Origin of the sequence: Amycolatopsis alkalitolerans (genome assembly GCF_006152065.1) — a bacterium.
In the GTDB taxonomy this organism is placed as follows: Bacteria; Actinomycetota; Actinomycetes; order Mycobacteriales; family Pseudonocardiaceae; genus Amycolatopsis_E; species Amycolatopsis_E alkalitolerans.
In genome coordinates this window covers 1-13,859 of record NZ_VDFW01000006.1, presented here as the reverse complement: position 1 = coordinate 13,859, position 13,859 = coordinate 1, and the positions used below count along the sequence as shown (strand labels likewise).

The 13,859-nt window shown below is 69.5% G+C and carries 15 protein-coding genes; 2 read left to right on the top strand and 13 right to left on the bottom strand.

From position 1 onward, the window contains the following. Window positions 1-24 precede the first annotated feature (24 nt). The gene (locus tag FG385_RS09125) at window positions 25-2,994 is read left to right on the top strand and encodes a beta strand repeat-containing protein (RefSeq protein WP_139096206.1); all 2,970 of its coding nucleotides are present in this window, start codon (window positions 25-27) and stop codon (window positions 2,992-2,994) included. 58 nt (window positions 2,995-3,052) lie between these two features. Here the strand turns inward: FG385_RS09125 and FG385_RS09120 are convergent, their stop codons facing one another. Beyond that, on the bottom strand, window positions 3,053-3,829 hold the full coding sequence (locus FG385_RS09120) for a dioxygenase family protein (RefSeq protein WP_139096205.1): 777 nt from the start codon (window positions 3,827-3,829) through the stop codon (window positions 3,053-3,055). A 120-nt stretch (window positions 3,830-3,949) separates the two neighbouring features. Here FG385_RS09120 and FG385_RS09115 point away from each other — a divergent pair, with 120 nt between their 5' ends. Continuing rightward, window positions 3,950-4,342, top strand: coding sequence for a hypothetical protein (locus tag FG385_RS09115; protein ID WP_139096204.1), 393 nt, complete (start codon window positions 3,950-3,952; stop codon window positions 4,340-4,342). Window positions 4,343-4,360: 18 nt separating this feature from the next. On the opposite strand, the gene dnaB is transcribed toward FG385_RS09115, so the two are convergent. From dnaB to FG385_RS09055, 12 genes are all read right to left on the bottom strand, one after another. After that, window positions 4,361-5,764 (bottom strand): replicative DNA helicase, encoded by a 1,404-nt coding sequence (gene dnaB, locus FG385_RS09110; protein WP_139096203.1) that lies wholly within the window; start codon window positions 5,762-5,764, stop codon window positions 4,361-4,363. A 455-nt stretch (window positions 5,765-6,219) separates the two neighbouring features. Continuing rightward, window positions 6,220-7,005, bottom strand: a complete 786-nt coding sequence (locus tag FG385_RS09105) for an ESX secretion-associated protein EspG (protein ID WP_139096202.1) — start codon at window positions 7,003-7,005, stop codon at window positions 6,220-6,222. 1 nt (window position 7,006) lies between these two features. Continuing rightward, a complete protein-coding gene (locus FG385_RS33840) occupies window positions 7,007-8,266 on the bottom strand; it encodes a PPE domain-containing protein (RefSeq protein ID WP_160148757.1) in 1,260 nt (419 codons plus the stop codon). Between the two features lie 39 nt (window positions 8,267-8,305). Beyond that, on the bottom strand, window positions 8,306-8,917 hold the full coding sequence (locus FG385_RS09095; protein ID WP_139096201.1) for a DUF3558 domain-containing protein: 612 nt from the start codon (window positions 8,915-8,917) through the stop codon (window positions 8,306-8,308). Next, window positions 8,914-9,324: a hypothetical protein gene (locus FG385_RS09090; protein WP_200834378.1), complete on the bottom strand. Its 411-nt coding sequence runs from the start codon at window positions 9,322-9,324 to the stop codon at window positions 8,914-8,916. The genes FG385_RS09095 and FG385_RS09090 overlap by 4 nt, the downstream gene beginning before the upstream one ends. A 139-nt stretch (window positions 9,325-9,463) precedes the next feature. Beyond that, window positions 9,464-9,922, bottom strand: a complete 459-nt coding sequence (rplI, locus tag FG385_RS09085; RefSeq protein ID WP_139096200.1) for a 50S ribosomal protein L9 — start codon at window positions 9,920-9,922, stop codon at window positions 9,464-9,466. 12 nt (window positions 9,923-9,934) lie between these two features. Further along, a complete protein-coding gene (gene rpsR, locus FG385_RS09080; RefSeq protein WP_139096199.1) occupies window positions 9,935-10,183 on the bottom strand; it encodes a 30S ribosomal protein S18 in 249 nt (82 codons plus the stop codon). Window positions 10,184-10,219: 36 nt separating this feature from the next. Next, window positions 10,220-10,714, bottom strand: a complete 495-nt coding sequence (locus FG385_RS09075) for a single-stranded DNA-binding protein (RefSeq protein ID WP_139096198.1) — start codon at window positions 10,712-10,714, stop codon at window positions 10,220-10,222. A 7-nt stretch (window positions 10,715-10,721) separates the two neighbouring features. Further along, window positions 10,722-11,045, bottom strand: a complete 324-nt coding sequence (gene rpsF / locus FG385_RS09070; RefSeq protein WP_139096197.1) for a 30S ribosomal protein S6 — start codon at window positions 11,043-11,045, stop codon at window positions 10,722-10,724. An 80-nt stretch (window positions 11,046-11,125) separates the two neighbouring features. Next, a complete protein-coding gene (locus tag FG385_RS09065) occupies window positions 11,126-11,965 on the bottom strand; it encodes a hypothetical protein (RefSeq protein ID WP_139096196.1) in 840 nt (279 codons plus the stop codon). Between the two features lie 69 nt (window positions 11,966-12,034). Beyond that, window positions 12,035-12,895: a hypothetical protein gene (locus tag FG385_RS09060; protein WP_139096195.1), complete on the bottom strand. Its 861-nt coding sequence runs from the start codon at window positions 12,893-12,895 to the stop codon at window positions 12,035-12,037. A gap of 79 nt (window positions 12,896-12,974) precedes the next feature. Next, window positions 12,975-13,721, bottom strand: coding sequence for a hypothetical protein (locus FG385_RS09055; RefSeq protein ID WP_139096194.1), 747 nt, complete (start codon window positions 13,719-13,721; stop codon window positions 12,975-12,977). Window positions 13,722-13,859 lie beyond the last annotated feature (138 nt).

Below are 13,859 nucleotides of genomic sequence, written 5' to 3'. Positions count from 1 at the left end.
CCCAAGGAAAAGGAGAAAGTCTCAATGCAGACCTGGGCAAAGCGCGGACTTCAGACCGCGCTGGTCACGGGTGGCCTGATGATGCTGGGCACCGGCATCGCGTCTGCCGACGAGAATGTCAACCCCGACATGCCGGCCGGCCCGCTCGACGTCACCGCGAGCGTTCCGGTCGACATCTCGCACAACGCGATCGGGACCCTCGGCAAGCAGGTCAACCTGCCGGAAATGCACAAGGAGATCAGCACCAAGCCGGTCACCGACAAGGTCAACAAGGCGCTCGCCCCGGTCACGAAGACCGAGGCGTACAAGGCGGCCGCCCCGGCGGTGAACACGGCGAACCAGGTCACCTCGAAGGCCACCGCGGCCACCCAGCAGCTCGGCCAGTCACTCGGCAAGGCCGGCCAGCGCGCGGACGCCCAGCCGTCGGTCACCTCGAACGGCGACCCGATGATGGGCAACAAGGTCGTCGGCAACGTCGCGCTGCCGATCCAGATCACCGGTAACGCACTGGGCGTGCTGGGCAACGCGTCGGTCGACTCCGACGAGACCCAGACCTACGAGCACCAGTCCGATGTGAACACCAGCGGTGCGGGCGGCGGCCTCGCCGGCAACGTGGTCAACCTCGACTGGGCCCTGCCGGTGCAGATCTCGGGCAACGCGCTCGGCCTCGGCGGCAGCGGCAAGACCTCCGGCAGCGCGACCCAGTCCGCGACCACCGGCAGCGAGACGACCACCGACGGCACCAACGGCGGGCTGGCCGGAAACGTGGTCGCCCCGCAGGGCGCCACCCCGGTGCAGGTGTCCGGCAACGCGCTCGGCTGGTTCCTCGGTCACGCCGAGACGGACTTCAGCGGCAACAGCCAGGCCTGCTCCGGCGGCTCGATCGAGAGCCACGGGTCGAAGGGCGCGGGCAGCGGGAACGTCGGCGGTGCGCCGGTCGCCCTGCCGCTCAAGGCCTCGAACAACGCCGTCTCGTGGGGCGGCGACGCGGACTCGGCCGGTAGCGCCAACGCCGACGCGTACGCGGGCGGAACCCGGCCCGGGATGAACGACATCCCGAGCTACATCCAGACCGACGGCGACACGTCGTTCCTGTCGGGCAACATCGCGCAGCCGCAGCCCGCCGCGCCGGGCACGGTCGTCGGCAACGCGGCGGCCTGGGTCGGCAACTCGACCGCCGGCAGCGGTGCCGACCGCCAGGCTACGAACATGGGCAGCACCGCGACGGCTGGAGGCTTCTCCTCGACCAGCGGCCAGAACTCGGCCGGATCCGGCAACATCGCCGACGCCCCGGCCGCCGTGCCCGTCGAGGTGTTCTGCGTCGGTGGCACCTGGATCGGCAACGCCAACGCGGGCGGCTGCGACAACACCGTCAACGCGACCGCGGGCTCCGGCACCTACACCAACGGCAACGGCAGCTTCCTCGGCGGCAACAGCGCGAGCGCGCAGCCGGCCGGCACCGCCGAGGTGTTCGGCGTCGGCGGGTCGTGGATCGGTAACGCGTCCGGTTCGGCCACCGAGAACAAGACGGTCAAGGCCGGTGGTTACAACGGCAGCCAGGGCAACGACTCGACCGGCGGCGGCAACGTCGTGCAGGTCCCGACGTCCGTGCCTGCCGAGGTGTTCGGCGTCGGCGGCTCCTGGATCGGCCAGGGCAGCGGCACCGCGAGCGAGACCAAGGACGTCACCGCCGGCGGCGGCGGCAACACCCAGGACGACCACGGCGCCGGCAGCGCGAACCTGGTCTCCGTCCCGGTTTCGGCGCCGGTGCAGGCGTTCGGTATCGGGGGCGCGTGGATCGGCCAGGGCCACGGCTCGGCCGACACCGACACCACCTCGACCGCGGGCGGCCACCTCAACGCCAACGGCAAGAAGGGCTTCGCGGCCGGCAACATCGGCGAGGTGCCGGTGTCCCTGCCCACCGCGCTGCACGGTATCGGTGGCGCGTGGATCGGCAACGGGTTCGGCGAGAGCCAGAACATGAGCGACTCGACCGCCGGTGGCGACGCCTCCGCGACCGGTGAGGGCGGCTCGGTGGCCGGCAACATCATCCAGGTGCCCGCGGCCGCCGCGGCCGACGCGTTCGGCGTCGGCGCGGTGTGGGGTGGCGTCACCGGTGGCGACGCCACCAACGACGTCTCCTCCACCGCCGGTGGCAACTCGCAGACCAACGGCGACGGCGGCTCGATCGCGGGCAACGTGATCAGTGGCCAGTTGATGCCGATCGCGCAGGTCTTCGGTGACGCGGCGAGCCTGACCGGGGTCACCCACGGCACCGGGATCAACAGCACCCAGACCACCTCGGGCGGCGACATCACGACCTCGGGTGTGGGTGGCGCGATCTCCGGCGACATCTTCGATGTGCCGGTGGCCGCGGTGGCCCAGGTGTTCGGCGTCGCGGCTTCGCTGGGCGGGGTCGCGCACGCGGTGGCGGACAACACCACCACCGGCACGGTGGGCGGGACCGACACCACCAGCCCCACCTCGGTCAAGGCGCTGTCCGGGCTGAAGAAGCAGTTCCCGATCGGTGTCGTGGCGCAGGTCTTCGACGTGCCGGTCGGTCTGCTCGGCGTGGTGACCTCGGTGACCCACAACGCGACCGACATCTCGGTCGCGGGTCACGAGCCGCAGATCGACCTGCCGATCACCACCTCGGAGCTGGGGGCCACGAGCCTGCCCAAGCTCCCGGCGATGCAGAAGTCCGAGCGGGCGGACCTGCCCGCACTGCCCACCGGCGGCCTGCCCTCACTGCCGTCGGTGCCCGCCGTGGGCGGTCTGAGCGGTGCGCTTCCCTCGCTGCCGGTGACGCCGGGCACCCTGCCCGGTGCGAACCTGCCTTCGCCGACCATCGGCGAACTGCTGCCGCAGGCCGAGTTGCCCGCCCTGCAGGGCGACCTGCCCGCCATGCCGAGCCTGGACGCCGCGAACCCCACCGCGGTGCTGTCCAAGGTGACCGACGCGGTCAGCGGCAAGGGGATGCACATCCAGGCGTGATCTGGCTGGCATGAATCGCGGGTCCGGGAGCAACGGCGCTCCCGGACCCGTTTCGCTGTCAGCCCAGCTGGATCGAGCGTTTCGCGAGGCCGTACCAGTAGCCGTCGATCACGGTCTCGGGCCTGGCGTCCCCGTCACCGGCGCCGAGCGAGACGAACAACGGCGCGAAATGCTCGATCCGGGGATGCGCGAGTGTGGCGGCGGGTGCCTTGCGCTGGAAGTCCAGAAGCGCGTCGACATTCCCGGCGCGCAGCATCTCGTCACCCCAGTGATCGAACTCGGCGGACCAGCGCGGCGGCTGCCCATCGGTGTCGCGGACCTGACGCATCGCCGAGAGATTGTGCGTGAAGAATCCGCTGCCGATGATCAGTACCCCGTCATCGCGAAGGGGCGCCAGCTTCCGGCCCAGCTCGAACAGTTCCCGCGGGTCGAGCGACGGCATCGACAGCTGGAGTACCGGGATGTCCGCATCCGGATACATTTCGACCAGCGGTACGTACGCGCCATGGTCCAGACCGCGATCTGGCGCGTCGTGCACCGGGGTGCCGGGACCGTTCAGCAGCTTGCGCACTTCGTCGGCCAGCTCCGGAGCGCCGGGCGCCGGGTAGGTCACCCGGTAGTAGTGCTCGGGGAAGCCCCAGAAGTCGTAGACCAGCGGCACGGTCGTGGTGGCGCCGAGCGTCACCGGCGCCTCTTCCCAGTGCGCCGAGACGACCAGGATCGCCTTGGGCCGTGGCAGTTTCGCCGACCAGCCGGCGAGCTGCCGGGTCCACGTCGCGTCGTCGGCGAGCGGTGGCGCGCCATGGCTCAGGTAGAGCACGGGAGTCGCACCCATCGCAGCCTCCATGTGTTTGAATCTTCAACAACACTGTACCGGACGCACGGGGAGCGGTCGATATTCCACGGAACCGGTCAAGTGTGGCGAGGGACCGGGTGGCGGCGCCTATCCTGAGCCATGGCAGTCCCGATCGGGAACGTGCTCATCTACCTGGCGGTCTGCGCCGTACCGCCCGTCGTGTTCTGGCTGGGGTCCAAGGTCCCCCGGCTCGTCGACTCGATCGGGGAGCGGCACCGCGGCCGCCGGCCCCTTCCGGAGGGGCCGCCCATCGAACGGCTCGCCGCGGATCTGCGTCGCGTGCACCGGGTGCTGGAGCAATTGCCGCCGAACTCTCCGGAGTTACGCCGCCGCGCGACGAACCAGGCCTACGACGCGCTGCTCGCCCAGGCGTGCCACGCCGTCGGCGAACAGCACTGGCTCGACACCGTGCCCGAGGGGCTGGAGCGTGAGATCGAACGGCTCCGCGTCGAGGAAAGCCTCCGCCGCCGCGGGCTCGCGGTGCCGTCGTAGGGCCTCACCTTCGGCGAATCAACCCTGCGCGAGATCGGTGAACCGGCTGTAGTGCAACTGGTGCGCCACGACGATCGTGCTCGTCGGGCCGGCACGATGCTTCGCGAGGATCAGGTCCGCCTCGCCGGCGCGCGGGTCGTCCCGCTCCCACGCGTCCGGCCGGTTGATCAGCAGCACCATGTCGGCGTCCTGCTCGAGCGAACCGGACTCGCGCAGGTCCGACAGCATCGGGCGCTTGTCGGTGCGCTGTTCGGGACCACGGTTCAACTGGCTGATCGCCACCACCGGTACCTCGAGCTCCTTCGCCAGCAGCTTCAGCTGCCGCGAGAACTCCGAGACCTCCTGCTGCCGCGATTCGACGCGCTTGCCGGAGGTCATCAGCTGCATGTAGTCCACGACCACGAGCTTGAGATCGTTGCGCTGCTTGAGCCGCCGGGCCTTCGCGCGGATCTCCATCATGGTCATGTTCGGCGAGTCGTCGATGAACAGCGGCGCTTCGCTGATCTCGCTCATCCGCCGCGCCAGCCTCGTCCAGTCGTCGTCGGACATGCGGCCGCCACGCATGTCGGCGAGCCGGATCCTGGCCTCGGCCGAGAGCATGCGCATCACGATCTCGATGCGGCTCATTTCCAGCGAGAAGATGACGCTGGACATACCGTGCTTGATCGAGCACGAGCGCGCGAAGTCCAGGCCCAGTGTCGACTTGCCGACACCGGGCCGGGCGGCGACGATGATCATCTGGCCCGGGTGCAGCCCGTTGGTCACCTCGTCGAGGTCCAGGAACCCGGTGGGCACACCCTGCGCGGTGCCCCCGCGGGACGCGATCGCGTCGATCTCGTCCATGGTCGGCTGGAGCAGTTCCTCCAGCGCGACGTAGTCCTCACTGGTCCGTCGCTCAGTGACCTCGTAGATGGCGGCCTGCGCGCGGTCGACGACCTCGTTGATCTCGCCGCCTTCGTTCGCCGCGCCGTAGCCGTACTGCACGATCCGGGTGCCGGCCTCGACAAGCCGCCGCAGGATCGCCTTCTCGGCCACGATCTCCGCGTAGTACCCGGCATTGGCCGCCGTCGGCACGGTCGCGATCAGCGTGTGCAGGTACGGCGCGCCGCCGACGCGCGCCAGCTCGCCGCGCCGTTCCAGCTCCGCGGACACGGTGATCGGGTCGGCCGGTTCGCCGCGGCCGTAGAGATCGAGGACGCAGTCGTAGACCGCCTGATGCTTCGGCAGGTAGAAGTCGCCGGGGCGCAGTTCTTCGACGACGTCGGCGATCGCGTCCTTGGACAGCAGCATGCCCCCCAGCACGGACTGCTCGGCAGTCACGTCCTGGGGCGGTTGCCGGTCGAACTCCCCGCTCCGCGGTCCGGGATCCTCCGGCCCGGGGTCGGACGGGTAGGCGGGACCGCGGTCGTCCGTCAGCGCCACCGCGCGGACACCTCCTCGTCAAACGAACACCAGTTCGATTATGCCGGATCTTCCGGCCCGGTGCCCACCCCGGACGGCGGGCGTGTCGCGCACTGTGCGCTACCACTTCGCGGGCACGCTAGATCGCCCGGAAGGAGCAAGGCAAACCTGCCTGTTGATCGTCTGGGGACAGCCTGTGGACAACTTGTGGAAGGGTGGCCGCAATGAATCACAAGTTGGCCGTTGGCTGTGTACAACCTGGGGATACCCAGCGGGTCTTTCGCTATTTCCCCAGCTCACGGCCTGTGGGAAAGCTGTGGAAAACTTCGCGGAAAACTCGTCGGCGTGTCGTGGGAGTACGGTCGCTCGGCGTGTCGTGCCGGCGCGCGGCCGATCCGGCGCGGCCTGCCTGTGGATGGATGCTACCGACGGTAGGCAGTCAACCGGATGGGCTATGTGGGTGGCCGGTTCGACGTTCAGCCGAGCGCACTCTGTGCGTTCCGTAACCGCTCGCCGAGGACCTGCGGCGATGCGGGCGTGAACACGACGAGAGCGTCCCCGCGAGCAGGACGCTCCTCCATCAACCAGCGGCCTTCGGCCGTATCCACGAAGTTCAGCGGCCGTTCACACCGGCGCCTGCTGCCGCTGCGGCTCCGCGCGGCCACGTAGAGCGTCCCGGCGCCCGTGCGGGGCGCCTCCATGAGCCGCTTCATCTCCTTGGCGGGCGCGGGCCGAGAGGTGTCGCGTGCCGAGCGCATGACGGTGTACTCGCCCTCGGGCTGCGCGTCGCGGCCGGCGAGGAACTCCGCCTTGGTGGTGACGAGCGGCTGGCCGGGCGCCGGGCGGGCGGCCGGGATCTGGTCGATGAATCCCGCCAGCACTCCCTCGGGGCGCTGGGCCACGAGGACCACCGCTTCCTCGCCGATATCGCGTACCAGCACGAACGCGCCGCCTGCTCCGCTACCGGCGAGCACCGCGAACTTCCTCGGTGCGTCGGAGAACGCGCCTTCGAACCAGCCGTAGTACTCCAGTTGAGGGCGCGAGATCGACTCGATCGCGTCGAGCAGCCCGCGGTCCATCCCGCGGGCGCCCATCAGCCCGTGCTGGGTGAGCAGCGCGTTGACCTCCTGGTCCGCCGCGCGTTGCGCGTCCTCGTCGTACCAGACGGCCATGCCCGACAGCGTCGGATGCGGCTCGCCGCCGCGACGGCGGATCAGGTTGAGCAGGATCGGGGTGGCGAGCTTGATCGGAGCGTTCAGCACTTCACTCGCCGATCACCGGTGGCGCGGTCAGCTCGTCGGTGCCGAACAGTTCGTTGGGGTCGTCGCCGACGAGGTACTTGGTCTGGTGCTCCTCGTCGTCGCCGCCCTTACCGCCGGCGCCGCGACCCATCCCGCCCATACCCGGAGAGCCGGCGCGACCGCTCGCCCCGGCCCCGCCGCCAACGCCACCACGGCCCGCACCCGCGGCGCCATCGGCCGCACCGCTGGCACCGGCTCCGGTGCTCGCACCGCCGCCGAGCGAACCGGCCGGACCGAAGCCCGCGCCGGCGAGCGAACCACCGCCGTACCCGCCAGAGCCGGCGCCGGAGCCGGAACCCGACCCGGACCCGGAGGGGCCGAAGCCGCTGCTGAAGTCCGGGTTCGTGGTGCTCGGGGTGTACCCGGCCGCCGTGGTGGCGTCGTTCCAGGCCGGCGGCTTGTAGCTGTCGGTGTTGGGCAGGCTCGTCTGGTACTTGCCCTGGTTCGGGTCGGTTGTGCTGGGCAGTTTCGTGTTGTAACGCGGCGGCGTGTTCCCGATGTTGGGCGGGTTGCCGAGACCGCTCGGCGGGAGGCTAGCGCTCGGCGGCGGCGTGGTGCCGATGTTCGGGTTGTTGCTGGGGTTGTTCGGATTGTTCGGGTTGTTGCTGGAGAAGTTGTTGCCCGTCCACGCGCTGTACTGCGGCATCCCCGCCGCGTTCTGCGCACTGGCGTTGTAGTAGTTCTGGAACGCCTGGACGTTCGTCTGGCCCTGCTGGTTGTACTTGTTGATCTCGTCTTCTTTGTCGCTGAACGGGTTCACATGGTCCAGCAAGCTCTCATGCGGCGGCGTCGCGGCGATCTCCTGCACCTGGGACTTCGCGCTGTCGAAGGCGTGGCCCTGGTCGGTCAGGTAGGTGCCGCTCTTCTGCAGGTTGGCCGACGAGTCGCGCAGCCAGACGCCGAGCGGGTGCGCACCGGCCTGCACCTGCTGCGAAGCGTCACCTTGCCAGGCGGCATCCATCGCCTTGTTGATCGCGTCGATCTGGCTCGCCCGATTGTCGTGCACCGACTGGAGCGTGCCCGCGGCCTTGGCCCCGTCGTGCAGCGAATCCGAGCTGCCGGGATGGATCTGCTCCCAGATCTGCCGCGCGTCGATCGAGCGGCCGCCGACATTGGCCTGCTGCTGCTGCGCTTCCGGGCTGGAGAACAGGCTGATGAGCCCCCCGGTCATCCCACCGATCACGGTGCCCGCTCCGGGCATGATCACCGTACCGATGGCCATACCCTCTCCCGCGAGATTACCCATTTCGCCCATCCCCTCCTATGAGCCCTGCAGGTGCTGCACCATCGCGGTGGCCACCCGTTCGGCCACCGGACACGGGTTCGATTTGTTCGGACCAGCACCGAGCTGGGTCAGCACATACACGGCGAGCTGGTCGGTCACGCCGACCCAGAGCGAACATTCGCCGTCCGAGCGACCGTCCTGGACATCGGCGTAGACAGCCGGATATCCGGCGATGGTCGTTGGCTCGAAGTACTTGTCCTTCGGCTTGTTCGCGTAGATGTCGCTGAGCCCGTTCTTGTTGGGCGTGACCGCTGTGATCGAGACGGAGTTGACGTCATAGGCGGCTGATTTCCACGTGCAGCTGGGGCCGGTTTGCTGGTTCTGACGCGGAGTGCCCGGGCTGTTGAGGCCTTGCTTGTAGACCTGATCCACGGACAGCGCGCCGGTGCACGGGTTGGTCACCAGCGCGTCCGTGGGCAGTGGGCTGGGCACCCGAGGCGCGAGCTGTTCGGCCGAGCTGCTCGACGCGGCAGCGCCCGAGGTGGCTGGGGGAATGCTGCCGACGTCGGTGCCGCCGGAGCAGGCCGACAGCGCACCGGCGGCCGCGAGCGCGGCCGCACCGAGCTGGATGGCCCGGGTCTTGCTCATGTGAGTTCCCGTCCCTGCTGCGCGGCCTTCTGCCGCGCTTCGTCATCAGACTGAGCGATCTTGCCGCTGGCCTTCTCGAGCGCATTGATGTAGTTGGTGATGTACTCCTGCATGCGCTCGTGCTGCTGCAGCAGCGTGTCACCAGACGGACCCGCGCCCTTCTGGATGAAGTCGCCGCTGGCGAACTCTTTCCCGGGCGCCTGAACCTGTGCGATGGTCTTGGCTTCCCTGATGTCTTCGTTGACGTCGTCCAGCAGCGTCTGCCACTTGTTGATGACGTCCTGGACCTGATCGGGGTCGAACTTGTATCCGCCAGGGCTACCGTTCTTGCCGACCTGGATCGGGGCCGGTGGCGGCACCGAGGTCAGCGTGTCCACCGGCATATTGGCCGGGTTTGGCTGCGTCATGGCGGCGAATCCCCTTCACATCCCACTGCGGGCGAGATCAGCATCTTGGATGCTAGCGCAGCCCCCGCGGTTCCCGTGCGCGAAAGCGAGAAGCCCCCTTTCCGGCTGAAAAGGGGGCTTCTCGTCGCTGGTGACCGGGTTACTGACCGGCCTTGATCTCGATCCGCACGGCCGCCTGCACGCTCGGGTGCAGTTTCGCGCTGACCTGGTGCTTGCCGACGGTCTTGATGTGCCCCTGGGTGTCCAGGATGCGCTTGTCCAGCAGCGGGCCACCGGCGGCCTTGATCGCCGCGGCGATGTCGGCGGTGGTGACCGAGCCGAACAGCTTCCGCGAGCCCTCGGCCGCCTTGGCGGTGAGCTCGACGGTGCCCAGCTGCTCGAGCTGGTTCTTGATCTCCTTGGCGTGGTCCAGGTCCCGGATCCGGCGCGCGTCCTGGGTGCGGCGGATGGTCTGGATGTTCTTCTCCGCGCCCTTGGTGGCCACGATGGCGTAGCCCCGCGGGAGCAGGTAGTTGCGCGCGTACCCGTCCTTGACCTCGACGATGTCGCCGGGACCGCCGAGGTTGGTCACGTCGGTGGTCAGAATGATCTTCGCCATTGACGTGCCTCCTTAGCGTGCGGTCGAGGTGTAGGGCAGCAGCGCCATCTCGCGGGCGTTCTTGACCGCGATGGCGATGTCACGCTGGTGCTGGCTGCAGTTGCCGGTGACCCGCCGGGCACGGATCTTGAGCCGGTCGGAGATGTACTTCCGCAGCAGGTTGGTGTCCTTGTAGTCGATGAATTCCGGGCGGCCCTTCTGCTCGGCCTTGCAGAACACACAGACCTTCTTCTTGGGCTTGCGAACGGGTGGCTTGGCCACGGTGGTGCTCCTGGTGAAATCGAAAAGAGTGGTTGGTTAGAAGGGGGGCTCTTCCGAGAAACCGCCGCCGCCCCCGGCAGGCGGGGCCGAACCCCACGGATCGTCGGCGGGCGCGCTGCTGCTGCCGCCACCGCCACCGCCGTATCCGCCGCCGCCACCGGTGCCCCGGCTGACCTTGTTCACCTTGGCGGTGGCGTAGCGAAGCGACGGACCGATTTCGTCGACCTCGAGTTCGACGACGGTGCGCTTCTCGCCTTCCTTGGTCTCGAACGAACGCTGCTTGAGCCGGCCCTGCACCACGACGCGCGCGCCGCGGGTGAGGCTTTCGGCCACGTTCTCCGCCGCCTGGCGCCAGATGTTGCAGCGCATGAACAGCGCCTCGCCGTCCTTCCACTCACCGCTCTGGCGGTCGAAGGTGCGCGGGGTCGAGGCCACGGTGAAGTTCGCGACCGCTGCTCCGGACGGGGTGAAGCGCAGCTCCGGGTCGGCGGTCAGGTTGCCGACCACGGTGATCACGGTGTCTCCGGCCATGATCGCCTCAGGCCTTCGCCGCGATCTTGGCGGCCTTGCGCGGCGCGACCTTGCGCACGACCTTGGTCCGCAGGACGTTCTCCTGCAGCGACAGCTGCCGGTCGAGTTCCTTGACCGCGTCGGGCTCGGCGTTCACGTCGAGCAGGGCGTAGATGCCCTCGGCGTGCTTCTTGATCTCGTAGGCCAGCCGGCGGCGACCCCAGACGTCGACCTTCTCCACGCTGCCGCCGGACGTGCGGATCACGTTGAGGAACGTGTCCAGCATGGGGCCGACGTTGCGCTCGTCGAGCGTCGGATCGAGGATGACCATTACCTCGTAATGGCGCGACACAACCACTCACCTCCTGTGGGCTTCGCGGCCACGGACTGTCCGTGGCAGGAGGGTTTGCCGCGTACCAGAGTAACGGGCGGCTATGACAGTTTTCGCAGCACCCAGGTTCGGACGAGCGCGGCGCTGACTCCGGCGAGCGCGACGACCGCGAGCAGCATGGGCAACTGCACCGTGCCGGAGGAGGGCGGGGCCGCGATCGCGTCGGCTTCCCCGGCGTTGCGGACGTCGGTCTGGCCGGTCGGGCTGCCGGGCAGGACCTCCGGCGTCGGCAGGCCGGCGATCGGGGCACTGGTCGGGTACCGCGCGCCGGGCGAGACGGCGACCCCGGGCACGGCCGCGGGAATGTTGCCGTAGTCGCGGGGCGGCGCGATCGCCGTGCTCGGCGAGCTCGTGGGCAGCGTCGTGGCAGGCGGCGGCACCGCGCCGCTCGAAGGCAGCGTCGTCGGCGAGGAGTAGTTGCCCGCGTACACGGTCATCCCGCAGTTGCCGGCGACCTTGGTGCTGATCGAGTTCAGCGTCTTCTGCCTCTGGTCGGCGGAGAACCCGAGCCCGTCGGCGTTCTTGAGCGCATCGGCCACGGCGGTGGCGACGTTGTCCCCGGTGATGCTGCCGTTCGCGGCGTTGGGCACCGAACCGACGGGCAGCGCGCCCGCCTTGGTGATCGTGTCGGCCAGCCCGTCCGGGTTGACCCCGTTGAGGTGCAGGAAGATCTCCTGCTCCTTCGCGCCGGCACGCACCAGGTCCGCGACGTCCTTGCCCTGCACGGCGATCTCGTCACCGATATTGCCGACGACACTGCCCGTGCAGCCCTGTGCGAGCACTGTGCTGGCGGACGCCGTCCCGGTGAACACCGCGCCACCGAACATGACCGCGAGCGCACCGGCGACGAGCACCCGGCGCGTCGTCCTGAACAGGTTCATGCGCACAGGTGCTTTCCCTCCGGTGGACGCCGTTCAAGTCGGGACAACGATCGGCAGGCCACGGAGATACTAACGAGTAGCGGTCGGGCGCAGCACCCAGGTCCGCACAAGCGCCGCGCTGACACCGGAAAGCGCGAGTACCGCGATCAGCATCGGCAGCGTCGAGCCGCCGGGCACGGGACCGTGATCGGCCGGAAGGGCCTGTGCCTGCCCGGCGTTCTGCACCGGCCGGCTCTGCTGGCTCGACCCGTCACCGAGCGAGCCGACCTCCGGGGCGTAACCGGGGATCTGCCCGCCGTAACGGACTCCGGGCGAGGGGGCGAACAGCCCGGCGAGCGCGTACGGGATGCCGCTGTAGTCGCGCATCGGCGCGTAACCCGAGGCCCCGAAGGGCAGCATGGTGAACATCGCCGGGTCGCCACCGCCCAGGACCGGGCTGCTGGATCCGGGAATCATGCTCGCCAGGCCGGTGCTCTGGTTGCCGTTGCTGCCACCGCTCGGGCCGGACTGCGACGAACCATCGCTCGGCGGGTTCTGCTGCGCGGGCTGACTGCCACCCGTCAGTGCTTTCCCGGCCGTGCCGACCGCGCCGCTGACCGTGTTCGTCGCACCGGAGACGGTGCTGTCCACGGCGCCGGCGACCGGCGGGCCGACGACGGGAACGGGCGCGACCACGGTGTCGACCACGTTGACGGTGATCTTGCACAGCCCGGACAGGAGGCCGCCGACGAGCGAGGTGAGGCCGTCGGTCACGGTCGTCAGGCCGAGCGGGCTCTGGATGGTGTCACCGGGGTGCGCTGTGACCGTGTCACCGCATTTCGCCGTGATGGTGGCCGCGCTCGCGGTGCCGGGGGTGGCCAGCAACGCGGAGCCGGCCAGTACGAATGCCGCCGCCCCGACCGCGGCGGCTTTACGCGTTCGACCCTGCATCCGTGCCCTCCGGTGACGGCATCACTCACTGGAACAACGACGATGACCGAACGGAGTGACGGGATTCCGGCGGACTAATTCAGCCCGGCCGGCGGCGCAGCCAGTAGTGCGCGAGCGCGGCCGCGGCCAGCGCCAGCGCGATGGCCGCCAGTAGCAGCGGCAGCTTGGCCGGGGCGGTCGCGGCCGCGGGCAGGGCCTGCGCGCTGCCGGAATCCGGCGGCACCTGGCCGGGGACGGCCCCGGTGGGCGGGATGACGCCCTGCGCCACCGGCGCGATCGAGAGCGGGGCGATGACCGAGGACAGGTCGGCCGCGGCGGCCGGGGAAGTCGCGTTCAGCGGCAGCGGCACGGCGCCGAGATCGGCCGGGCTCGCCGCACCAACGGGCGGCTGGCGCGACGGCGGCTTCGGTGACCCGCCCGGCGGTGCCGGTGGCGGCGCGACCTTCCCACCACCGCCGAGCAGGGTCTGTGTCGTGGCGGACAGCGAGTTGACCAGCCCCTGCGCGCCGGTGCAGGCGTCGGCGACGGCGCGCGTGGCGGGCACGTGGCCGAGGTTGACCGTCTTGGCCAGATCGGCGACGTCGAGATGCAGCGCCGGGGAGTTCGCCGCGTTCGAGCCCGTGCCCAGGGTCAGCACGTGGGGCTGGTTGAGCGGCGCGCCCGCGTCGAGGGTGAGAGCCTGGCCGGAATTCGCGCCGAGGGTGGTCGCGCAGTCACCCGAGAGCGCGGGATCGGTGTCCGCGACGGCGGTGCCCGGCAGTGCCAGACCGACTGAAACCGTGGCGAAGAAGCCGAGCACGAGCGCCCGGCCGGCGACCTTCCGCATTCATTCCCCCTCCAGACCGCGCTCACGCTACTGCATTCGGACCAACCGGCAGCGGTTAACCCCAATGCCGCGTAGTTAGGGCTTGCGAGTTGATGTCAAGTGGGTCTGTGTGGCGCCTGCGTGTCTGACAATGAGACA

What these genes read in the sequence shown, in the direction of transcription:
- FG385_RS09060 (WP_139096195.1), bottom strand. Translation starts at nt 12,895, where the DNA reads ATGCAGGGTCGAACGCGTAAAGCCGCCGCGGTCGGGGCGGCGGCATTC.
- rplI (WP_139096200.1), bottom strand. Translation starts at nt 9,922, where the DNA reads ATGGCGAAGATCATTCTGACCACCGACGTGACCAACCTCGGCGGTCCC.
- FG385_RS09055 (WP_139096194.1), bottom strand. Translation starts at nt 13,721, where the DNA reads ATGCGGAAGGTCGCCGGCCGGGCGCTCGTGCTCGGCTTCTTCGCCACG.
- FG385_RS09065 (WP_139096196.1), bottom strand. Translation starts at nt 11,965, where the DNA reads ATGAACCTGTTCAGGACGACGCGCCGGGTGCTCGTCGCCGGTGCGCTC.
- FG385_RS09115 (WP_139096204.1), top strand. Translation starts at nt 3,950, where the DNA reads ATGGCAGTCCCGATCGGGAACGTGCTCATCTACCTGGCGGTCTGCGCC.
- FG385_RS09095 (WP_139096201.1), bottom strand. Translation starts at nt 8,917, where the DNA reads ATGAGCAAGACCCGGGCCATCCAGCTCGGTGCGGCCGCGCTCGCGGCC.
- FG385_RS09090 (WP_200834378.1), bottom strand. Translation starts at nt 9,324, where the DNA reads ATGACGCAGCCAAACCCGGCCAATATGCCGGTGGACACGCTGACCTCG.
- FG385_RS09120 (WP_139096205.1), bottom strand. Translation starts at nt 3,829, where the DNA reads ATGGGTGCGACTCCCGTGCTCTACCTGAGCCATGGCGCGCCACCGCTC.
- FG385_RS09075 (WP_139096198.1), bottom strand. Translation starts at nt 10,714, where the DNA reads ATGGCCGGAGACACCGTGATCACCGTGGTCGGCAACCTGACCGCCGAC.
- FG385_RS33840 (WP_160148757.1), bottom strand. Translation starts at nt 8,266, where the DNA reads ATGGCCATCGGTACGGTGATCATGCCCGGAGCGGGCACCGTGATCGGT.
- FG385_RS09125 (WP_139096206.1), top strand. Translation starts at nt 25, where the DNA reads ATGCAGACCTGGGCAAAGCGCGGACTTCAGACCGCGCTGGTCACGGGT.